Here is a 21,474-nt window from a genome sequence, read left to right on the forward strand (position 1 = left end):
CCCGCCGGTGCGGGTGTCGGGCTCGCGGGGCGGGTCCCGTTACGAGGGGGCGCCGGGTTCGGCGGGGGCGGGTTCGCTCTCGCTGCCGCCGGTCCGGTGGGCGGTGCCCAGCGCACGGGCGGTGGCCGTGGTCGCGGCGAGGGCGAGGGTCGCCAGGCCGGAGGCGGCGAGGACCGTGCGGGGGCCGAGCGCGGCGGTGAGGGGGCCGCCCAGCGCGGTGCCGACCGGGGCGGCGGTGAGGAGGGCGGCGCCGCGGGCGGCCAGCACCGTGGTGAGGAGGGCGGCGGGGGTGCGGTCCTGGAAGAGGGTGAAGGACAGCGCGGTGAAGGGCCCGTAGATGATGCCGCCGAGGGAGAAGCAGGCGAGCGTGACGGCGGCGGGCGCGCCCAGGCCGAAGGGCACGAGGGTCAGGCCCCAGCCGGCGACGATGCCGAGGGTGACCGGCCACAGCGGGAGCCTGCGCAGGGTGCCCGCGCACAGGGCGCCGAGGACCGCGCCCGCGCCGAAGAGCGTCCAGTACAGGCCGAGCAGGCGCGCGCCGGCGTGCAGGTCGCCGGTGACGTGCAGCGGGAGGGCCACCTCGACCGGGCCGTAGAGGAAGTTGAAGAACCAGGTCAGGGCGAGGATGCCGAGGAGTTCCGGCTGCCCGCGCAGCAGCCGCCGGCCGGCCGCCGCCTGGCCGGTGTCGACGGGCGCGGGCGCGCTGTCGGTGGCGTCGTCGGCCGCGCCCTCCGCCGGGGCCTGCCCGGCGGTCCGCTTCCTGGACCCGAGCCGGCCGGCCCGTACCGCCAGCACGGCGAACGACGCGGCGTCCAGGCCGATGATCCACGCCGGGGAGACGGCGGCCGCCAGGAACCCGGCGAGCGCGGGCCCCACGATCACCGCCGCCGAACCGCTGGAGCTGACCAGCGCGTTCGCCGCGAGCCGCTGCCCCGCCGGTAGGACCCGGGCGAGCAGCGCGTACTTGCCCGCGCCTCCCCACGCGTGCAGCACCGAGGAGCCGGCCAGCAGCGCGACATAGCCGGCCGGACGCAGCTCGCCCAGCGCCCAGGCGAGCGGGACGCAGCCCAGCAGCACCGCACGCAGCCAGCTGTCCGCGGCCAGCAGCCGCCAGGCGGGCAGCCGGCGCAGCCACCGGCCCAGGAGCAGCGCCCCGGCGGCCCCCGGCAGCGCGTACGCCGCCACCGCGGCCCCCACCAGCAGCCCGGCCCGGCCGGGAGGAGCGATCGCGAGCGCGGTCCAGGCCACCGCGACCATGCTCATCCCGTCGCCGAGGTCGCAGGCCGCCAGTGCGGGCAGCAGCCGCCGGAAGTCGCGGTGCGCGAAGAGCGGGCGGTAGGCCGGTGGCAGCAGCCGCGAGGGCGAGGGGAAGGCGGTCACCGGGACAGGCTGGCCCCTCAAGCGGGCTTGAGGTCAAGCGACGGCGGGGGCGCGGTGGAGGCGCGGTGCGCGGGCGCTGGAAGGGCGGTGCGCGCGGCGGAAGGGCGGGCGGGGTCGTCCAGGGTTGTCGAACGAGCGATTCCGATATATCGTAGAACTGTCGCGAACGATCAACGATGGAAGGAGCGACATCATGCGTTCCCAAGGACCACATGCACATGGACATGGACACGGAGACTGCGGACCCGGACATCACGGGTGGGGCGAGCGAGAGGGGTCGCGGGCGGCGTTCGGAGCGTTCGGGCCGCCCTTCGGCGGCGGACCGTTCGGCCCCGGCGGCCGAGGCCACGGGCGCGGCGGACCGCGCGGACGCGCCCGGCGTGGCGATGTACGCGCGTCGATCCTGGCGCTGCTCACCGACCGCCCGATGCACGGCTACGAGATGATCCAGGAGATCGCCGAGCGCAGCGGCGGCGCGTGGCGGCCGAGCCCCGGTTCGGTCTACCCGACGCTGCAACTGCTGGAGGACGAGGGCCTGATCGGCAGCGCGAGCGAGGGCGGCAAGAAGCTGTTCACGCTCACGGACGCCGGCCGGGCCGAGGCCGAGGCGGGTCCCGACGCGCCCTGGGAGGACGCCGAACGCGGCGTCGACTGGGACGCGCTCAACGAGATCCGGAAGGCCGGCGGGGGCCTGATCGAGGCGTTCCGCCAGGTCTGGGCGACGGGCACACCGGAGCAGCGCGACAAGGCGCTGACCGTGGTGAACGACGCGCGGAAGAAGCTGTACCTGATCCTCGCCGACGAGGACACCGAGCAGTAGATCCCGCGGCGGAGTGCTGAACTCGGCGCCCGCGCACGGTCGCACGGTCCGCCACCAGGCATCGCCCGGTGGCGGACCGTGCGTGCGAGGAACACCGGCCGCTCCGGCCGCCCGCGGACGGCGGGTGACCGGAGCGGCCGGTGGCATGCCGGGCGGACGCCGCCCGCCGCGCCGGAGTTGCGCTCCCGCGCCCGAGTTGCGCTCCCGCCCCCCGGTTGCGCTTCCGTCCCCGAGCTGCGCTCCCGCGTCCGAGCTACGCGCGGCTCGAGCCGCGGATCAGCAGCCGGGTCGGCACGATGTACGAGTGGACGAGGTCCTTGGGCCGGCCGGGGTCGGCGTCCAGCAGGCTGCGCAGGGCCGCGACCGCGGCCTCGCCCAGGGCGCGCTGGTCCTGCGCGACCGTGGACAGCGCGGGCCGGACCAGCGAGGCGGCGTCGATGTCGTCGAAGCCGACCACCGCCAGGTCCCGCGGCACCGACAGCCCCGCGTCCGCCGCCGCGTGCATCGCGCCGATCGCCATCTGGTCGCCGGCCGCGAAGATCGCGGTCGGCGGCTCGGCGAGGGCGAGCAGACCGCGGGCCGCCGCCTCGCCGCTGGCCAGGAAGAAGTCCCCCTCGACGACGTACTCGTCGGGCACCGGCAGGCCCAGCCGCTCGCACGCCCGCCGATAGCCGGTCAGCCGCTCGGCCGCCGGCGGCAGGTGCAGCGGGCCGGTGACGGTGGCGATCCTGCGGTGTCCCCACTCGTACAGGTGCTGGACGGCGGCCGCCGCGCCCGCCGCGTTGTCGGAGCTGACCCGGACCGTACGCGGCCCGGTGAACGCGGTGTCGATGCCCGCGCAGGGCACCGTGGAGGCGGCCAGCGCGCGCAGGCAGCGGTCGTCCGGGGGAGTGGTCAGCACGATGACACCCTCCAGGTTGTGCCGCTGGACCGCCTGGAGGTACGCCCCGTCGGGCTCCTCGGCGCCCGCGGTGGTGAGCAGCATCAGGTGGTAGTCCGCCTCGGACAGGGCGGTGCGCACGGCACTGAGCAGGCCGAGCAGGAAGGGGTTGTGCAGGCCCTGCGCCTCCTGCCCGCTGTCCCAGATCAGCCCGATCGTGTCCGAGCGGCGCCGTACCAGGGTGCGGGCCGGCTCGTTGGGCGCGTACCCCAGTTCCAGGGCCAGTTGGCGTATCCGCGCACGGGTGGCCTCGCTGACCTCGGCCCGGTCGTTGAGCGCCCGCGAGACGGTGGCGGTCGACACACCGCTGCGGCGGGCGAGTTCACGGATGTTCACGAGGTACCCGTTCTGCGCGAGTTGGACAGGGGCGGTCCGTCGGACGGATTGTCTGTGCGTGCGCTGTGCGTGGTCGTGCTGACGTGCGGGAAAGCGCTCCCGCCAGGGTGGGGCACAACAATGCCCTGCGTACAGTCTTGACGATCTGTGAGCGTGGGGGACAGACTTCCGGCCGATCGGAATCGTTTACGGCACCAACGGTCCCGCGACGCCGGGGCCGCCCCCCAACAGGAACGGGACTCCTGCGATGCCAACGAACGCACGAAGACTGAGTCTCAGAGGGTTGCTGACCCTCGCCACCGCGGCCGCCTGCGTGGCGGCGGTCGCCTCGGCGCCGGCCCAGGCCGGAGACAACCCGACCTACACCAACCCCAACGCGCCGATCGACGTGCGCGTCAACGACCTGCTGCACCGGATGACGCTGGACGAGAAGATCGGCCAGATGGACCAGATCTCGGTGGTCAACATGCAGGGCGACTGCCAGTGGAGCGGCGGCGACTTCACCGAATCCTGCCTGCACGACGTGCTGCTGAAGAACGCGGCCGGCTCGGTGCTCTCCGGCGGCGGCGCCGGCCCGTCGGTCAACACCCCGGAGAACTGGGCGAAGATGGTCAACACCGTCCAGCAGTACGCGGTGAAGAACTCCCGGCTGCACATCCCGATCATCTACGGCGTGGACGCCGTGCACGGCCACAACAACGTGCTGGGCGCGACGATCTTCCCGCAGGAGATCGGCATGGGCTCTACCTGGGACCCGTCGCTGGTCAAGGCGGCCGGGGCGAGCACCGCCCGCGCGGTGGCCGCCACCGGCATCGACTGGAACTTCGCGCCGGTCACCGACATCGCCCGCGACCAGCGCTGGGGCCGCTACTACGAGACGTACGGCGAGGACCCGCTGCTGTCCGGCACGCTCGCCGCCGCCGCGGTCCAGGGCATCCAGGGCGCGGGAGGCGCGAAGGACGTCGCGGCCACCGTCAAGCACTTCGCCGGCTACGGCGAGCCCGGCAACGGCCACGACCGCGTCCCCGGCGACGTGTCGATGCGCTACCTCCAGGACACCCTGCTGCCCTCCTACCAGCAGGCCATCGACGCCGGTGCGAAGTCCGTGATGGTCAACTCCGGTGCCATCAACGGCATCCCGGCCACCGCGTCGCATTACCTGCTCACCGACGTGCTGCGCAAGCAGTGGGGCTTCAAGGGCGTCGTGGTCAGCGACTGGGCCGACGTGCGCGCGCTCCAGACCTCCTACCACCTCACCGCGGACTACCCGGCCGCGATCGCCAAGGCCGTCAACGCCGGTCTGGACATGGCGATGGAGCCGTACGACGCGCAGGGCTGGAGCGACGGCCTGAAGACCGCGGTCCAGCGCCACCTGGTCTCCGTCGCCCGGATCGACCAGTCGGTCAAGCGCATCCTGACGCTGAAGTTCCGGCTCGGCCTGTTCGAGCACCCGTACGTGGACGCGTCGAAGGCCGACTCCCGGGTGATCGGCGCCGACACCGGCCTCGCCCGGCAGGCCGCCGACGAGTCCCAGGTGCTGCTGCGCAACGACGGCGGGGTGCTGCCGATCTCGTCGAAGGCGAAGAAGATCGTGGTGGCCGGCTCCTACGCCGACGACATCAACGACCAGGTGGGCGGCTGGACGGTCGGCTGGCAGGGCGTGCCCGACGGCGTCACCCTGCCCGGCACCACCGTGCTGCAGGGCATCGAGAAGGCCGCGCCGTCCGGTACCCAGGTCGTGCAGGCCAAGACCGCCGACGACGCCGTCACCCAGGCGAAGGACGCCGACCTGACCGTGGTGGTGGTCGGCGAGAAGGCGGCGGCCGAAGGCAGCGCGGACAGCCCGCGGCCCGAACTCACCCCCGATCAACAGGCGTTGGTGAAGTCGCTGAAGGCCACCGGGAAGCCCGTGGTCACCGTGGTGCTCGCCGGGCGGCCGCTGGTGCTCGGCGACGCCGACGGCACCCAGGGGCTGCTGATGTCGTGGCTGCCCGGCACCGAGGGCGGAAACGCCGTCGCCGACGTGCTGTTCGGGAAGACCGACCCCAGCGGGCGGCTCAACGCCTCCTGGCCGAAGGACATCGGGAACGAACCGATGTACTACCAGCAGCTCCCCGGCACCAACGCCGGTCCGGAGTCCTCCTACGACGCCGCCTACCCCTTCGGCGCCGGACTGTCCTACACCACCTACACGTTCGACTCGGTCAAGGCCGCATCCGCCACCGCGCGCACCAAGGACACCGTGAAACTCGCGGTCCACGTCTCCAACACCGGCAGCCGCGCGGGCGATCTGGTGGTGCCGGTCTACGTCGCGCAGCCGTCCAGCGACGTGCTCTCCCCGTCCCGCAAGCTGGTCGCGTTCACCAAGGTGCACCTCGACGCGGGCCAGTCCCGTACGGTCTCGCTCAGCGTCCCGCCGAGCGAACTGGCCGTCACCCCGGGCGACATCGACGGCGCGGGTCCGCGGCAGGTGGCGCCCGGGACGTACGTCTTCACCGCGGGCACGCAGACGGCGACGGTCACGCTGAGATGAGCGGCGTGCGGTGATCGGTGTGCGCTGATCAGTGTGTCGCGATCGGTGTGCGCGGCAGCGGACTCCGGTGATCGGCACCCGTTGCGCCGGGCCGTGGGCGGGGCAACCCGTCCGCGGCCCGGCGCTGGTGTGTGATGGACGCTGTCGGGTGCACGCGACAGCGGGAAGGGCGCGGTATGGAGGGGCGGATGGAGAGCGGTGGTGGCGGCAACGACTCCGGCTCGGGCTCCGGGGCCGGGGCCGGGCGGCGCGCGGACGAGGCGCTGCTCGCCCGTACCCGGGCCGCGCCCGTGCTCGCCGGGCCGCTGCCGCACCTCGATCCGGCGGCCGTGCCCGACGCCCCGGGGCCGCTGTTCGCGCAGTGGCTGGACGCGGCGCTGACCGGCGCGGTGCCCGAACCGCACGTCATGACGCTCAGCACGGCAGCAGCCGACGGCACGCCCAGCGCCCGCGTGCTGATCCTGCGCGGCATCGACACCGCCGACTGCGCCTACGACTTCGCGTCCGACTCCCGCAGCCGCAAGAGCCGCGACCTGGCCGCCAACCCGCGTGCCGCGCTGACCTGGTACTGGCCCGCGCAGGGCCGGCAGATCCGGATGGCGGGACCGGTCGGCGTGCTCGGCCCCGACGCCACCGCCCGCGACTTCCTCGGCCGCGGCGAGCACGCGCGCGCGGCCGCGTTCGCCGGCCCGATGAGCGCGCCGCTGTCCGGGCCGGACCAGTACGACGAAGCACTGCGGGCCGCCCGCGAGCTGGTCGCCGCCGAGCCGGACCGGGTGCCCGCCACGCACACGGTGTACCGACTACGGGCGGCCGAGGCGGAGTTCTGGCAGGCCGACCCGGCGCATTTCCACGTACGGGTGCGGTACGAACGCCGGGCGGCGGGGGAGGGCTGGGCGCGCACGCTGCTGTGGCCGTGACCGCGCGCGAGCCGACGCCGGGACAGCCGTTCCCTGGGGCGTCAACGCCCCGACCAGCGGCTTCCGGATGATCGGCTTCCGGATCGGGGCGGGCCGATGGGGCTCGGCAGCGGCGGCGTTCGAGGTGACGCTGCTGTCGGGGACTGCCATCATGTCCTGATGCGGTCAACTCAGGTGCGGAGCGGCGGGGTCGGGCTCGCACTGCTGTCCGCCGTGGCCTTCGGAGGTTCCGGGGTGGCGGCGAAGCCCCTCATCGAGGCCGGGTTCGAACCGCTGCACGTGGTGTGGATGCGGGTGGCGGGCGCCGCGCTGGTGCTGCTGCCCGTCGCGGTGCGGCACCGCCGACTTCCGCTCCAGCGGCCCGGGTTGGTGATCGGCTTCGGGCTGCTCGGCATCGTCGGCGTCCAGGCGCTGTACTACCTGGCGATCGCCCGCATACCGGTCGGCGTGGCCATCCTCGTGGAGTACCTCGGCCCGGCGCTGCTGCTTGGCTGGGTGCGGTTCGTGCAGCGGCGGAAGGTGCGGCGTGCCGCGGTGGTGGGCGTGGTCCTCGCGGTCGGCGGCATGTGCTTCGTGGTGGGGATCTGGTCCGGGTTCGCCTTCGCGCCGGTCGGCCTGCTCTGCTCCTTCGGCGCAGCCTGCTGCCAGGTCGCGTACTTCGTACTGGCCGACCACGGCGCGCAGGACGGCTCGGCCGCGTCGCCGGGGTCCCCGGACCGCGAGCGCGCGGGCGACGGGCTTGACGACGGGCTCGTGGACGGGCTCGGGGACGGTTCCGACGGCGGGGGAGCCCCGGACCCGGTCGCGGTGATCGCGCACGCGCTGCTGTTCGGCACCGCGTCCCTCACCCTGGTCGCACGCCCGTGGGACATCGCCTGGACGTCCCTCGCCCACCAGGTGCCGCTCGGCGACGCGGACGTTCCCGGAATCCTGCTGGTGGGCTGGATCGTGCTCGTCTGCACGGTCGTGTCGTACCTGACCGGCGTGATGGCCGTACGGCGGCTCAGCCCGCAGATCGCCGCGGTCGTCTCCTGCGTCGAGGCCGTCGTCGGCGCGGTGCTGGCCTGGTTCCTGCTCGGCGAGCACCTGGGCACCCCGCAGTTGTTCGGCGGCGCGCTCGTGCTGGCCGGTGCTTTCGTGGCGCAGACGGCCCTGCCCGCGGCAGCGGGGGAGCCCGCCCCGGCCGCGTCCCCGACGGCTCCGGAACCCTGCGTCGAGCCGGATCTGGCGCCCCGGCGGTAGCGCCCCGCGACCTGGGGCGGTGCGGTCAGGGCGGTCAGCGCGGGCGGGCAGAGGCTCGACGCGCGGCGGGTCCCGGCTTCCGGTGGGGGCTAGGGCCTGTCGTGTGGATCTCCGTGGGTGAAGGAGCGGCGTCCGGTGAGTGCAGTTGCAAGGCGGAGGAGGGAGACGACGCGGTGGGGGTGCCCCCACGCCCCCGGCCGTGGGGGAGTCGGCGACCGACGAGAACGCGGCAGATGCGCGTGCCGGATGCCGCGACGCCGCGGAGATCCACACGACAGGCCCTAGGGTGGGGACATGCACCTGACTGTTCTTCCGCCTCCCGCCGCCTGACGCGGGCGGCGTGGACCCGGTAACGGCTCGTCGAGGCGCCGGTAGGCCCCGTACGGCCATGTGTGCTGCCCGCAGACGGTGACGTTCGTTTCTCAACTCACCTTTTCGGCGGGAGACTCCCTTGTCACGTTCGCAGGTTTCGGCTGCCCGGATCACGTCCGGGCAGGGGTTGTTGTATGTGGTGTTCGCGGCGACCGCGTGGGGCACGGCGGGCGCCGTCGCCGCGGTCCTCTACCGCGGGAGCGGCCTCGGCCCGCTCGCGCTGACGTTCTGGCGGGCCGCGGGCGGCTTCGTCCTGCTGCTGGCGGCCCGCAGGCTGCGCCCGGGTGCGGGTGCGGGTGCGGGTGCGGGTGCGGGTGCCGGTGCCGGTGCCGGTACGGCCGTACGGCCCGTCCTCGCCGCGGTGCCGGCGGCGCCCCGGTGGGGCCGGTTCGTCCGGATCGCCGTGACCGGCGCGGGGCTCACCCTCTTCCAGGTCGCGTACTTCTGCGCGGTGCGCTCGACCGGGCTCGCCGTCGCCACGGTGGTCACGCTGGGCTCGGGCCCGGTGCTGATCGCGCTGGTCGCCCGGGCGGCGATGGGCGAACGCATCGGCCGGGGCGGCGCGGTCGCGGTGGCCGGGGCGCTCGCCGGGCTGGCCGTGCTGGTGCTCGGCGGCGGTGGCACGCAGGTGCGGCCGGCCGGGGTGGTCCTGGCGGTGCTGTCGGCGGCCGGGTACGCCGGGATCACGCTGCTGACCCGGTGGCACGGCAGCCGCGGGGCGGCGGGCGACCCGCTGACCACCTCGCTGTGGTCGTTCGGGATCTGCGCGGTCGTGCTGCTGCCGGCCGCCTGGTCGGAGGGGCTGCTGCCGCACGCCGAACACCTGGGCCGCACGCTCGCGTTGCTCGGCTATCTCGCCTCCGTGCCGACCGCGTTCGCCTACGCGCTGTACTTCGCGGGGGCGGCCGTGCTGCGCGCGGCGACGGTCTCGGTGGTGGCGCTGATCGAGCCGGTCTCGGCGGCCGCCCTCGCGGTCACCCTGCTCGGCGAGCGGCTGACCGCCGCCACCCTGGCCGGGACGCTGGTGCTGCTGGCGGCGGTCGGGGTGCTGGCCTGGGAGGAGGCGCGGCAGCAGCCCGCAGGCTCCGGTCCGGCGGGTCCGGCGGGCCCGGCCGTGCCATCCGGGCCGTCAGTCGGCTGACAGCTGGCGCAGCTGGTGGGCTCGCGCGGCCGCGTCGCCGGGAGCGGCGCGGCCGGCGAGCAGGCCGGTGACGCGGTGCCGTACCTCCTCGGGCTTGTTGCCGCCGTACTTGAACTTGGCCCGCACCTGCGTGACGTCGATCCGCACCCCGCGGATGCCGGCGAGCATGCGGCCGAACGGCTCCTGGCCGGGCGCGACCCGGGCGGTGCCGCCGTCGGGCTGGAAGTGGGCGACCTGGCGCCGGAGCAGGTCGGCCTTGACCTGCGGGTCGTCCAGGATGTGGGCGGTGCCCAGGAGTTGGACGGCGGCGTAGAAGCTGGTCGGGGTGCCGTACTCGGAAGGGTCACCGGGCGCGGCGTGCCAGGGGCCGGGGACGAAGGTGTAGTCGTCCACGACGCTGAGGGTGACCTGGGGCGCCGCCTCCAGCGCGTGCCACAGCGGGTTGGGCCGGGCCAGGTGCAGCAGCACCTCGCCGTGCGCACCGGGCGCCGGGTCGTACACGAAGTGGGCGGGCTGGACGAAGGGCGGCTCGCCGTCGAGGCCGTTCACCGCGAACTGGCCGAAGTCGTGGGCGGCCAGCCACTGCTGCCACTCGGCGTCGTCGGTGGCCGCGTCCCAGGGGTGGATCAGCATGCGGCGGGGTCCTTCCGGTCGGCGCCGCGCGGGCCGGCGGGCGCGAGGTAGCCGGGCAGGGGCGCGGACGGCGCCTGGTAGCCGGCCGGCACGGGCGCGGCGTAGGCGGGCGCGACCGGGACCACGCCGGCCCAGTACGGCAGGTCGAGGTCCTCCGGCTCGTCGTTGGGCCCGCCGGTGCGCATCTTCGCCGACACCTCGCGCAGGTCGAGCCGGATCACGGCGGTGGCGGCCAGTTCCTTCGCGTTGGCCCGGCGGGAGTCGTCGGCCCGGCCGGGCACGGCCTGCTCCACGATCGCGTCCAGCGCCAGGGCCCGCTCCTGCGGGTCGGTCACCTGGTGGGCGGTGCCGTGCACCACCACGGACCGGTAGTTGATCGAGTGGTGGAACGCCGACTTCGCCAGCACCAACCCGTCGACGTGCGTCACCGTCACGCACACCGCGAGCCCCGGGTCGCGGCGCGCGCCCCGCAGCGGCCGTGAACCCGTCGACCCGTGCACGTACAGCCGCTCGCCGCTGCGCGCGTACAGCGTCGGCAGCACCACCGGCGCGCCGTCGCGGACGAAGCCGAGGTGGCAGAGGTAGCCCTCGTCGAGGATGGCGTGCACGACGGCGCGGTCGTACGAGGCGCGGTCCGCGGAACGGGTCGGGACGGTGCGGTCGGTGGTGGGGTACGGCGGCGGTGCGGGCACGGCCGGCTGTGCGGGCTGCTGCGGTGGCGGGGGTGCGTCGGGGGTGGCCGGTGTGGCGGGCATGGCGCGATCCTTTGAACTAGTGCATAATATTGTTTGTGCTAGGAGAGTACTCAATCAGCGGGCGTGGCGCATCGACAATCGCCGCCGACATCGAACGCGCGGTCGGCGCGGGCGCGTTGCGGCCGGGCACCGTCCTGCCGCCGCTGCGCGAACTCGCCCGCGACCTCGATGTGAACCCCAACACGGTGGCCGCCGCCTACCGGTTGCTGCGCGACCGCGGGGTGATCGAGACGGCGGGCCGCCGCGGCAGCCGGGTGCGGGCCCGCCCGGCCGTCGCTCCCCGCAAGGCGATCCGGATCGACGTGCCGCCCGGCACCCGCGACCTGTCCACCGGCAACCCCGACCTGGCGCTGCTCCCGCCGCTGGCCGACGCCCTGGCCGAGGCCGCCGCCCACCACGCCATCGCCCCCGGGCTGTACGGCGGCACCGTCATCGACGCCGACCTCGCCGAACTGGCCCGGGCCGCCCTGGACGCCGACAGGGTGCCCGCAGGCCCGATCGGCCTCACCTCCGGATCGCTCGACGCCATCGAACGTGTCCTCGCCGCCCACCTGCGCCCCGGCGACGCGGTCGCCGTCGAGGACCCCGGGTGGGGCAGCGTGCTCGACCTGGTGCCGGCGATGGGGCTGCGCGCGGTGCCGGTCGCCGTCGACGACGAGGGGCCGGTCACCGCGGAGGTGGCCCGCGCGCTGGCCGCCGGCGTACGCGCCCTGCTGGTCACCGACCGCGGCCAGAACCCGACCGGCGCGGCCCTGTCCGCGGCCCGCGCGGCCGAACTGCGCGCCCTGCTCGCCACCCACCCGCACGTCCTGGTGATCGACGACGACCACCTGCACGGTCTCGTGGACCTCCCCCTGCACTGCCTGTCCGGCGCCACCGACCACTGGGCGCTGGTCCGCTCCACCGCCAAGGCGTACGGCCCGGATCTGCGGCTGGCCGTGTTCACCGGCGACGAGGTCACCGTCGCCCGGGTGCGCGGCAGGCACCGGCTCGGCGTGGGCTGGGTCAGCCACCTGCTGCAACGGGCGGTGGTGCACCTCTGGCAGCACCACGCCGTGGACCCCGAGCGCACCGCCCGCTCCTACGCGGTGCGGCGCGAGGCCCTGCTCGGGGCGCTCGACGAGCGCGGCGTCGCCGCCCATGGCCGCTGCGGCCTGAACGCCTGGGTGCCGGTCGCCGACGAGACCGGCGCGGTCGCCGGGCTGCTCCAGCACGGCTGGGCCGTCGCGCCCGGCGCCCGCTTCCGGGTCAACTCCCCGCCCGGTGTGCGCATCACCGTCTCCCCGCTCGGCCTCGCCGACATCGACCCGCTCGCCGACACCGTCGCCGCGGTGCTCCGCTCCACGGGTGCGAGCCGCTTCGGCTGAGCCCGCTGCCGGCACCCGCCCAGGCCGGCGCGCGCCGGATGAGGGGCGCGGCAACTCCCGGGCGGCCGGGCCACTTCCGGGCCGCCACCCTCAGCTCGCGGCGGCCGATGTCCTCAGCTCGCGGCGGCCGGTGCCAGCAGGTCCGTCGGGTCGGTGTTCGCCCCGCACAGCACCACCGCGATCTTCTCGCCCGGCGTCGGACGGTAGCCGCGCGAGGGGTCGTCGGTGGGGAGGAGCGCGGCCAGCGCGGTGGCGGCGGCGTGCTCGACCACGATCCGGCGCTCGTCCCACAGCGACCGGCGGGCGGCGATGATCTGCTCGTCACCGACCAGCACCGACCGGGCGTTGTCCTGCCGCACCGCGGCCAGTGCCCCCTGCCAGGCGCGTCGCGCCCCCAGCGCGTCCGCGGCGACGGAGTCCACGCTCGCGTCGACCAGTTCTCCCGCCTCCAACGCAGCGTTGAGCGAACGGCAGTTCTCCGGCTCGACGGCGACCGCCCGCACCCCGTGCTGCCGCGCGGACGCCGACACGCCCGCGAACAGCCCGCCGCCGCCCACCGAGACCACCACCGTGTCCAGGTCCGGTATCAGCGCGTGGATCTCCTCCATCAAGGTGCCCGCGCCGGCGCTGACATACGGGTCGGCGTACGCGTGCGCGGCCAGCGCCCCGGACTCCGCGGCGAACTGCTCGCACGCCTCCAGGGCCTCTGCGTACTGCGTGCCGGCCAGGCGCACCTGCGCGCCGTACTCCCTCAGCCGGGCGATCTTCAGCGCCGGGGCGTTCTGCGGCAGGAACACGGTGGCGGTCAGCCCCTGCCGGCGGGCCGCCCACGCGCACGCCAGCCCGGCGTTGCCACCACTGGCGATGCAGACGCCGGCCGCGGGCAGGGTGCCCGCGTCGCGGTGCGCGGCGATGAAGTTCTGCGCGCCGCGCGCCTTGAAGGAGCCGGTGTACTGCATGTATTCGAGGGCGAACCAGACCTGCGGGTCCTGCGGTCCGCCCGTCGGCGGGACGACGGTGACGGGTCGGACCTGGCCGGCCACCCGGTCGGTGGCCGCCTTGACGTCTCCGTAGCTGATCTCGTGCACGTGGCGCTCCGTAGCGATAGGGGGAGGCGGCGCGGGCACCGGTCGCGGCCCGCCGCGCCGCACCGACACGCTACGCCCGGGCGCCCTTCGGCCGCCGCTGGGTGAGTGCCGCGCCCACCAGGATCACCGCGGCGCCCACCGGTTCGTTCCAGCTCAGCGACTCGCCGAGGAGCAGCACCCCGGCGGCGGTGGCGACGATCGGTATCAGGTACGTGACCATCGACCCGATGGTCGGACCCTTCTCCGCCACCAGTCCGTACTGGACCAGGAACGCCATGCCCGTGCCCAACGCGCCCAGCGCCAGCACCGACAGCACCGACTTCGCCGGATACGACGACGGCATCGAGGTGAAGAACGGCGTGACGAGCAGGAGTTGCAGGGTGCCCAGCATCAACTGGCTCGCGGACATCGCCAGGTTGGAGCTGCCGCTGCCGCTCAGGGTGCGCCGGACATAGGCCCAGCCCACCGCGTAGCTGATCGCCGCGGCCAGCGCCATCATCGTGCCCTTGGGGTCCTGGCCCGCGAAGCCCTGCCAGGCGCCGAGCACGGTCAGCACACCGGCGAAGCCGAGGCCGACCCCGGCGAACCGCTGCCGCGACGGCCGGTCCTCCGACAGCGCGACCAGCGAGACCAGCATCGAGAACAGCGGGGTGGCCGCGTTGCATATCCCCGCGAGCATCGACGGGATGGTCTGCTCGGCGGTGGCGAACAGCGTGAACGGCAGTGAGTTCAGCAGGAAGGCGGCGACGAACAGATGCAGCCAGTTCCGGCGGCCGCGCGGCAGCCGCTCCCGCTTCACCGCGACCGCGGTGGCCAGGACCGCGGTGCCGAAGACCATCCGGCCGAGGGTGACCTGGAGCGGCGCGAACGCTTCGTTGCCCACCTTCATGAACAGGAAGCTGAAGCCCCACACCAGGCCCAGCGCGGCGAAGCGGACCCGCCAGTCCAGCAGCCGCAGCAGCCCCTGCGACGGTGATCCGGAGGCGGGCGCCGGGACGGCCGCGACGGACACCTGGACGGGTGGCTCGACAGGCGGCTCGACGGGCGGCTCAACGGCCGTGCCGCGGACGGCGGAAGTCTTCATGAGTCCACGATGACGGCTGCGACGTCGTAGAACAAGCGAGAATTTCTGCACAGACGACGTAGAATCACTTACATGTTGTCACTCGAACGGCTCCGCATCCTGCACGCCATCGACACGTACGGCTCGGTGAGCGCCGCCGCCGAGGTGCTGAACGTGACGACCTCCGCGGTGTCGCAGCAGATGGCGAAGCTGGAGCGGGAGACCGGCCAGCCGCTCCTCGGCAAGAACGGCCGGGGGGTGCGGCTCACCGACGCCGGACGCCTGCTGTCCGGGCACGCCGAGCGGATACTGTCCCTGGTCGAGCTCGCCCACTCCGACCTGGAGGCGCACCGAGGCGTCGCGGTCGGAGAACTGCGCGCCGGGGCGTTCCCGACCGCGGTGCGCGGACTGTTCCCCGCCGCGCTCGCCGACCTGCGCGCCGCGTACCCGCAACTGCGCACCGTCGTCCACGAGTTGGAACCCCAGGAGTCGCTGGCCCGGCTCGGCCGCGGCGACGTCGACCTCGCGGTCGTGCTCGACTGGTACAACAAGCCGCTGTCGCTGCCCGGCGGGCTCGCCAAGGCCCCGCTCTTCGACGACATCGTGGACGCCGCGCTGCCGCTGGGGCACCGGCTGGAGGGCCGCACCGAGATCGAGCTGGACGAACTCGCCGACGACGACTGGATCGCCTGGCCGGACGGCGGCTTCTGCCACGAGTGGCTGCTGTTCACGCTGCGAGGCAAGGGCATCGAGCCGCGCGTCGCCCACCACGCCGAGGAGCACGCCACCGTGCTGGCGCTGGTCGCGGCCGGGCTCGGCGTCGCGGTGATGCCCCGGCTGGGCCGCGACCCGATGCCGCCGGGCGTGCGCATCATGCCCGTCCGCCACACCATGCAGCGCCACGTCTACGCGGTCTGGCGCGAGGACGCCGACCGCCGCCCGGCGATCCGCGCCGCCGTCGACGCCCTGCGCGCGTCCGCGAACGCCTACCAGCCGCCCGCCTCCTGACCACGGCGAACCGCCCGGCGGGCGGGGGAGAAGGGGCGCGAAGGGCGCGGAGGCGCGACGGAACGGAAGGAGCACAAGGGCCGGAAGGGGCCGGTCCGGGTTCGGGGCCCGCCCCGAGAACCCGGACCGGCGTGCGGGGATCAGGCGAGCGTGACCTCGTCGCCCGACACGGTGACGTTCTTCGCGGGGAGCGCCGTCGTGGCCGGGCCCTTGGCCACGGAGCCGTCGGCGACATGGAAGGCGCTGCCGTGGCACGGGCAGATGATCTGGCCGTCGGACACCTTGGCGACCGTGCAGCCCTGGTGCGTGCACACCGCCGAGAAGGCCTTGAACTGCCCGCTGCTCGGCTGGGTGACCACGACCTTCTGGGCGGCGAAGATCTTGCCGCCGCCGACCGGGATCTCCGAGGTCTTGGCGAGCGGGGTGCCGCCTCCCCCGCCCCCGGCGGCCGGGGAGCTGGAGCCGGCGCCACCGGACGGCGCCGGCGAGGCGGACGAGCTGCCGGCGGCGTCGTCGGAGGAGTGCGAGGAGGAGCCGGAACCGCAGGCGGTCAGAACGGCGGCGAGGCCCACGCCACCGGCCGCCGCGACAACGCCGCGGCGGGTCGGTGACTCGGGGATTCCGGAGCTTTCTGCCATGAGGTTGCATCCTGTTCGTGGATCGGACCGGACGGCGGGGCCCTCGCCGGCCGGCAGCGTGCTGTCACGCGTACCCGTTCATACGGACGGCCGCGGCGCGGTGTTCAACGCGTCGCGGAGGAATCTCAACTGGTGTCGCAGCAGCCCCTCCACCATCACCGGATCGCTCGGTCCGTGCGTCGCGTGCGACAGCGGCAGCACCTGGTGGTAGCGGCCCGCGGCCAGCAGCGCCGCCGACAGCCGCAGCGTGTGCGCGGCCACCACGTTGTCGTCGGCGAGGCCGTGCACCAGCAGCAGCGGCCGCTCCAGCGCGGCCGCCGACCCGATCGGCGAGGAGCGGTCGTACGCCTCCGGGTCCTCGTCGGGGTGGCCGAGGAACCGCTCGCGCCAGTGCGTGTCGTACAGCCGCTGGTCGCTGGGGCCCGCGCCGCTGATCGCCGCGTGGAAGACGTCCGGGCGGCGCAGTACCGCCATGGCCGCCAGGGTGCCGCCGAAGCTCCAGCCGCGGATCGCCACCCGGCCCAGGTCGAGGTCGGGGCAGTGCGCGGCGGCCGCGTGCAGCGCGGTCACCTGGTCCTCGACGGGCGCGCTCATGGTGTCCTTGTGGACGGTCTTCTCCCACCGCGGGCCGCGCCCCGGGGTGCCGCGCCCGTCGGCGACCACCACCGCGAAGCCCTCCTCCGCGAACCACTGCGCCTCGGCCAGCGGCCAGGTCGCCGCCCGCATCACCAGCTGGAGCGCCGGCCCTCCGTAGGGCGCGAGCAGCACCGGCAGCGGGCCCGAGCCGGGCCGGTGCCAGGACGGCAGCAGCAGCGCGGTGCGGATGTCGTGCTCGCCGGCCCGCAGCCAGGTCACCCGCGGGGTCACCACCGGCGTGGCTCCCAGGGACGGCACCCGCAACTCGCCGTCGGGCCGCAGCAGCCGGATGTCGCGGCCCTCTTCGGTCAGCGACGACAGCAGCAGCGTGTCCCCGGCCCGCTGCCCGGTGTGCACCCCGGGGCCCTCGCTGAGCGGCGCCGCACCGCCGTCCGGGTGGTAGGTCCACAGCTGCTCCTCGGTCGGCTCCCTGGACGCCGCGAACAGCACCGACTCGCCGTCCACGGACAGCACTTCGCGGATCTGCACGCCCTCCGGGGTGACCGGCTCGCCGCCGACGGTCAGGTGGCGGGTCTCGCCCGCGTCCGCGGTGTGCACCAGGGCTCCGGACGCGGTGCGTGCGGGCGTGCCGGGCACCAACTCCACCCACGCCGGGTCGCGTTGCTCGTGCAGCAGCCGGGTCGCGCCTGTCGCCGGATCGGCCGCCAGCACCCGTACGGTCCGCTGGTCGCGGCTCTGCACGCTCAGCAGCGGGCCGTGCGCGTCCCAGCCGGCGGTCGCCAGGTACTCGTAGCCGGCCCGGTCCCAATCGACCTCCGTACGCTCGCCGGTGCCGTCCGCGGCCAGGAGGTGCAGCGACACGTCGGCGTTCGCGGTGCCGGCCGCCGGGTAGGCCATCTCGCGCGGGTGGTGCTCCGGGTCCACCTGGTCGGCGATCCACCAGCGTGCCACCGGTGTGTTGTCCACCCGCGCGACCAGCAGCCGGCTGCCGTCGGGGGACCACCAGTAGCCGCGGTGCCGGTGCATCGACTCGGCCGCCACGTGCTCGGCCAGCCCGTACGTCACCTCGCCGCTCTCCGGCTCGGCGAGCGCCAGGTCCGCGCCGCTTGCCAGGTCCAGGACGTGCAGGGCGCCGTCGGTGACGTAGGCGACCCGGCGGCGGGTCGGGTCGGGCCGCGGGTCCACCACGGGACCTGCGGTGGCGAGCGGGCGAGGCGGCCGGGCGCCGGCCGGATCGGCGGTCCACAGCGCGCCGTCGAGCGCGAACACGATGAGGCGTACGGCCGCGTCGGTCGTGTAGCCGACGATCCCGGTGGCGCGCTCGCGGGCCCGCTCGCGCCGGATCAGCTCGGCCTGCGGCACCTCGGCGGCCGTCTCCGCGAGCGCGGCCGGGTCGGCGAGCAGGTGCTCGCCGTCGGCGTCCAGCCGCCACAGGCGGCCGACGCGGTCCTCGGGGCCGCGGGTGCGTACGTACAGCACCGACGAGCCGTCGGGGGAGAGGGTGAAGCTCCGGGGGACGCCCAGCGAGAAGCGCTGGGTGCGGGCGAACTGGCCTGGGAAGTCGCGATGATCGGTGATCTTGTCCATAAGGGCAGTCTCCTCCCCGCTAACCTGGGGGGATGTTGAGAGAAGTGACCGGCATCCGCTACGTCACGCCGCTGCGTGAGGGCGGTTCCGTGCCGGGCGTGGTCGAGGCGGACGACCTCGGTACCTACGTCGTGAAGTTCAGCGGCGCGGCCCAGGGGCGCAAGGCGCTGGTCGCCGAGGTGATCGCGGGCGAACTCGGCCGTCGACTGGGCCTGCGGGTGCCCGAGTTGGTGCGGTTCGACTTCGATCCGGTGATCGGACTCGGGGAGCCCGACGAGGAGATCCAGGACCTGCTCAAAGCGAGCGGCGGTCTCAACCTCGGAATGGACTTCCTGCCCGGCTCGCTCGGCTTCGATCCTCTGGTGTTCACCATGGAGCCCGAAGAGGCCAGCCGCATCGTCTGGTTCGACGCGCTCATCGCCAACGTCGACCGATCGTGGCGTAATCCTAACATGCTGGTCTGGCACCGGGACGTGTGGCTGATCGACCACGGCGCCTCGCTCATCTGGCACCACAACTGGAAGTCGGCGCCCGCCGCGTCCGCCAAGCCGTACGACGCGACCGACCACGCGCTGTCCCGCTTCTCGCCCGAACCCGCGGCCGTCGCAACCGAGTTGGCCGCGCAGGTGACGGAGTCGCTGCTCACCGAGGTGACCGGCCTGGTGCCCGACGAGTGGCTGCTCGACGAGCCCGGCTTCGACTCGCCCGACGACGTGCGCGCCGCCTACCGCGAACTGCTGGGCGCCCGCGCCGTCGACGTCCACGAACGCATCACCACCGGTCGCGTCCAGGCGAAGCAACCGCCGCCGGAGTGGCTGCGCACCTGGGTCGAGGGGAAGAACGCGGAATGAGCGGGCGGGACGTCTTCGAGTACGCACTGGTGCGGGTGATGCCGCGGATCGAGCGCGGCGAGCTGATCAACGCCGGGGTGCTGGTGTACTGCCGCGCGCAGTCCTACGTCGGGGCCCGGGTGCACCTGGATGTCGCGCGGCTGCGCTGCCTCGACCCCGAGGTCGATGTGGACGGCGTGGCCGCCGCTCTGCGTGGGTACCAGGGGATCTGCGAAGGGGGCGATTCCGCCGGGCAGGCGGCCGGGGACGACCCCGGGCGCCGCTTCCGCTGGCTCACGGCTCCGCGCAGCACGATCGTCCAGCCCGGGCCGATCCACACCGGGCTCACGCCCGACGCCCGCAAGGAGGCCGACCGCCTCCTCGACCTCCTGGTGCGGTGACCCTCCTTTCGCGGAAGGAGCCGCACATACCCAGGGGCGCTGGGGGCACCTCCCGGCGAAGCCAGGGGGAGAACCGCGCGACAAGCCATCCACTCACAGGTGGTCCCTGAACCGACAGGACGGGGCACCCCGGGGGGGTCCTGTTGACAGCACCATGCGGCGCTCCTACGGTTCGGGGCGGGACCTACTAAGCGGTCGCTCATGTCGGGGCGGGCGCGTCATCGGGCCGAGGCTGAGGAGACGAAGATGTCCACCACCGAGCAGCGCGTCGCGATCGTGACGGGCGGCGCCCGCGGTATCGGAGCAGCGACCGCGGTCCGGCTGGCCGCCGAGGGCCGGGCCGTCGCCGTGATCGACCTGGACGAGGGCGCCTGCAAGGAGACCGTGGAGTCGATCACGGGCGCGGGCGGCCGGGCGCTCGCGGTCGGCGCGGACGTCTCGGACGAGGCCCAGGTCGAAGCGGCCGTCGCCCGGGTGGCCGAAGAACTCGGCGCGCCCACGATCCTGGTGAACAACGCCGGCGTGCTCCGCGACAACCTGCTCTTCAAGATGTCCGCGGCGGACTGGGACACCGTGCTCAACGTCCACCTGCGCGGCGCCTTCCTGATGACCCGCGCGGTGCAGAAGCACATGGTGGACGCGAAGTTCGGCCGCGTGGTGAACCTCTCCTCGTCCTCGGCCCTGGGCAACCGCGGCCAGGTCAACTACTCCGCCGCCAAGGCGGGCATGCAGGGCTTCACCAAGACCCTCGCGATCGAACTCGGCAAGTTCGGCGTCACCGCGAACGCGGTCGCCCCCGGCTTCATCGTCACCGACATGACCGCCGCGACCGCCGCCCGGGTCGGCATGGGCTTCGAGGAGTTCCAGGCGGCGGCCGCCACCCAGATCCCGGTCCAGCGGGTCGGCAGGCCCGAGGACGTCGCGGGCGCCATCGCCTTCTTCACCGGCGACGCGGCCGGCTTCGTCTCCGGCCAGGTGCTGTACATCGCCGGCGGACCCCTCGACTGACCCGCGCACCCCACCAGTAGCGAAGGCGTACCAGCACATGACTCAGCTCCCCCCGGAGAGCGGCCGCGCCGCGATCATCACCGGCGCCAGCCGCGGCATCGGGTACGGGATAGCCCAGGCACTCGTCGCCCGCGGCGACCGCGTCTGCATCACCGGCCGCAACGAGGACGCGCTCAAGGCGGCCGTCGAGAGCCTGGGCGGCGGCGACCGGGTGATCGGCGTGGCCGGCAAGGCGCACGACGAGGCACACCAGGAGGCCGCCGTCGGCCGCGCGATGGACGCGTTCGGCCGGCTCGACCACCTCGTCAACAACGCCGGCACCAACCCGGTCTTCGGCCTGCTCACCGACCTCGACCTCGGGGTCGCCCGCAAGGTCTACGAGACCAACGTGCTGTCCGCGCTCGGCTTCGCCCAGCAGACCTGGCGGGCCTGGCAGCAGGAGAACGGCGGCTCGATCGTCAACATCACCTCCATCGCCGGCCTCGCCCCGTCCCCGTTCATCGCCGCCTACGGCATGAGCAAGGCCGCCATGGTCAACCTCACCGTGCAGCTCGCCGCGGAGATGGCCCCCAAGGTGCGGGTCAACTCGATCGCCCCCGCGGTGGTGAAGACGAAGTTCGCCGCGGCGCTGTACGAGGGCCGCGAGGAGGAGACGGCCGCCGGGTACCCCCTGCAGCGGCTCGGCGTGCCCGAGGACATCGGCGGCGCGGCGGCGTTCCTGCTGTCGGACCAGGCCGGGTGGATCACCGGGCAGAACCTGGTGGTCGACGGCGGCCTCTTCCTCAAGGCCGGCAGCTGACCGGTCGAGGCGCTTG

General features: G+C 74.2%; 19 protein-coding genes. 11 read left to right on the forward strand and 8 right to left on the reverse strand.

The annotated features are described in order from the left end of the window. Window positions 1–39 precede the first annotated feature (39 nt). The gene (locus OG370_RS38065) at window positions 40–1,380 is read right to left on the reverse strand and encodes an MFS transporter (protein ID WP_328472518.1); all 1,341 of its coding nucleotides are present in this window, start codon (window positions 1,378–1,380) and stop codon (window positions 40–42) included. Between the two features lie 193 nt (window positions 1,381–1,573). On the opposite strand from OG370_RS38065, the gene OG370_RS38070 reads away from it, so the two are divergent. After that, window positions 1,574–2,200 carry a PadR family transcriptional regulator gene (locus OG370_RS38070; RefSeq protein ID WP_328472520.1) on the forward strand — a complete coding sequence of 209 codons (627 nt, stop codon included), beginning with the start codon at window positions 1,574–1,576 and terminating at the stop codon, window positions 2,198–2,200. 253 nt (window positions 2,201–2,453) lie between these two features. On the opposite strand, the gene OG370_RS38075 is transcribed toward OG370_RS38070, so the two are convergent. Further along, the gene (locus OG370_RS38075; RefSeq protein WP_328472522.1) at window positions 2,454–3,476 is read right to left on the reverse strand and encodes a LacI family DNA-binding transcriptional regulator; all 1,023 of its coding nucleotides are present in this window, start codon (window positions 3,474–3,476) and stop codon (window positions 2,454–2,456) included. A gap of 283 nt (window positions 3,477–3,759) precedes the next feature. On the opposite strand from OG370_RS38075, the gene OG370_RS38080 reads away from it, so the two are divergent. The 4 genes from OG370_RS38080 (at window position 3,760) to OG370_RS38095 (ending at window position 9,684) form a co-directional block, all read left to right on the forward strand. Next, the gene (locus OG370_RS38080; protein ID WP_328472524.1) at window positions 3,760–6,009 is read left to right on the forward strand and encodes a glycoside hydrolase family 3 N-terminal domain-containing protein; all 2,250 of its coding nucleotides are present in this window, start codon (window positions 3,760–3,762) and stop codon (window positions 6,007–6,009) included. 188 nt (window positions 6,010–6,197) lie between these two features. Further along, window positions 6,198–6,929 carry a pyridoxine/pyridoxamine 5'-phosphate oxidase gene (locus OG370_RS38085; RefSeq protein ID WP_328472526.1) on the forward strand — a complete coding sequence of 244 codons (732 nt, stop codon included), beginning with the start codon at window positions 6,198–6,200 and terminating at the stop codon, window positions 6,927–6,929. 159 nt (window positions 6,930–7,088) lie between these two features. Beyond that, on the forward strand, window positions 7,089–8,171 hold the full coding sequence (locus OG370_RS38090) for an EamA family transporter (protein ID WP_328472528.1): 1,083 nt from the start codon (window positions 7,089–7,091) through the stop codon (window positions 8,169–8,171). A gap of 451 nt (window positions 8,172–8,622) precedes the next feature. Beyond that, window positions 8,623–9,684, forward strand: coding sequence for a DMT family transporter (locus OG370_RS38095; RefSeq protein WP_328472530.1), 1,062 nt, complete (start codon window positions 8,623–8,625; stop codon window positions 9,682–9,684). Here the strand turns inward: OG370_RS38095 and OG370_RS38100 are convergent. After that, window positions 9,673–10,317: an FMN-binding negative transcriptional regulator gene (locus OG370_RS38100; protein WP_328472532.1), complete on the reverse strand. Its 645-nt coding sequence runs from the start codon at window positions 10,315–10,317 to the stop codon at window positions 9,673–9,675. The two genes, OG370_RS38095 and OG370_RS38100, sit on opposite strands and share 12 nt — an antisense overlap. Then, entirely contained in the window at window positions 10,311–11,072 is a 762-nt protein-coding gene (locus OG370_RS38105) for a pyridoxamine 5'-phosphate oxidase family protein (RefSeq protein ID WP_328472534.1), read from the reverse strand. The genes OG370_RS38100 and OG370_RS38105 overlap by 7 nt, the downstream gene beginning before the upstream one ends. A gap of 35 nt (window positions 11,073–11,107) precedes the next feature. Here OG370_RS38105 and OG370_RS38110 point away from each other — a divergent pair, with 35 nt between their 5' ends. After that, window positions 11,108–12,439 carry an aminotransferase class I/II-fold pyridoxal phosphate-dependent enzyme gene (locus tag OG370_RS38110; protein ID WP_328472535.1) on the forward strand — a complete coding sequence of 444 codons (1,332 nt, stop codon included), beginning with the start codon at window positions 11,108–11,110 and terminating at the stop codon, window positions 12,437–12,439. 113 nt (window positions 12,440–12,552) lie between these two features. Here OG370_RS38110 and OG370_RS38115 read toward each other — a convergent pair whose 3' ends face one another. Then, the gene (locus tag OG370_RS38115; protein WP_328472537.1) at window positions 12,553–13,527 is read right to left on the reverse strand and encodes a serine/threonine dehydratase; all 975 of its coding nucleotides are present in this window, start codon (window positions 13,525–13,527) and stop codon (window positions 12,553–12,555) included. A 70-nt stretch (window positions 13,528–13,597) separates the two neighbouring features. Continuing rightward, on the reverse strand, window positions 13,598–14,611 hold the full coding sequence (locus tag OG370_RS38120; RefSeq protein WP_328472539.1) for a DMT family transporter: 1,014 nt from the start codon (window positions 14,609–14,611) through the stop codon (window positions 13,598–13,600). A 72-nt stretch (window positions 14,612–14,683) separates the two neighbouring features. Between OG370_RS38120 and OG370_RS38125 the strand changes: the two genes are divergently transcribed. Further along, window positions 14,684–15,598, forward strand: a complete 915-nt coding sequence (locus OG370_RS38125) for a LysR family transcriptional regulator (RefSeq protein WP_328472541.1) — start codon at window positions 14,684–14,686, stop codon at window positions 15,596–15,598. Between the two features lie 140 nt (window positions 15,599–15,738). Here the strand turns inward: OG370_RS38125 and OG370_RS38130 are convergent, their stop codons facing one another. Beyond that, complete coding sequence (locus OG370_RS38130; protein ID WP_328472543.1) at window positions 15,739–16,236, reverse strand: Rieske (2Fe-2S) protein; 498 nt, start codon at window positions 16,234–16,236, stop codon at window positions 15,739–15,741. A 78-nt stretch (window positions 16,237–16,314) separates the two neighbouring features. Continuing rightward, window positions 16,315–18,420: a S9 family peptidase gene (locus tag OG370_RS38135; protein WP_328472545.1), complete on the reverse strand. Its 2,106-nt coding sequence runs from the start codon at window positions 18,418–18,420 to the stop codon at window positions 16,315–16,317. Window positions 18,421–18,452: 32 nt separating this feature from the next. On the opposite strand from OG370_RS38135, the gene OG370_RS38140 reads away from it, so the two are divergent. The 4 genes from OG370_RS38140 to OG370_RS38155 all read left to right on the forward strand — a co-directional run bounded on the left by OG370_RS38140 (window position 18,453) and on the right by OG370_RS38155 (window position 21,458). Then, window positions 18,453–19,271, forward strand: coding sequence for a HipA family kinase (locus OG370_RS38140; RefSeq protein ID WP_328472547.1), 819 nt, complete (start codon window positions 18,453–18,455; stop codon window positions 19,269–19,271). Next, window positions 19,268–19,651, forward strand: coding sequence for a DUF3037 domain-containing protein (locus OG370_RS38145; protein WP_328472549.1), 384 nt, complete (start codon window positions 19,268–19,270; stop codon window positions 19,649–19,651). The genes OG370_RS38140 and OG370_RS38145 overlap by 4 nt, the downstream gene beginning before the upstream one ends. 246 nt (window positions 19,652–19,897) lie before the next feature. Beyond that, a complete protein-coding gene (gene fabG, locus OG370_RS38150) occupies window positions 19,898–20,659 on the forward strand; it encodes a 3-oxoacyl-ACP reductase FabG (RefSeq protein WP_328472551.1) in 762 nt (253 codons plus the stop codon). Between the two features lie 37 nt (window positions 20,660–20,696). After that, a complete protein-coding gene (locus OG370_RS38155) occupies window positions 20,697–21,458 on the forward strand; it encodes an SDR family oxidoreductase (RefSeq protein WP_328472553.1) in 762 nt (253 codons plus the stop codon). Window positions 21,459–21,474: the final 16 nt, after the last annotated feature.

Source organism: Streptomyces sp. NBC_00448 (genome assembly GCF_036014115.1).
Taxonomy (GTDB): Bacteria; Actinomycetota; Actinomycetes; order Streptomycetales; family Streptomycetaceae; genus Actinacidiphila.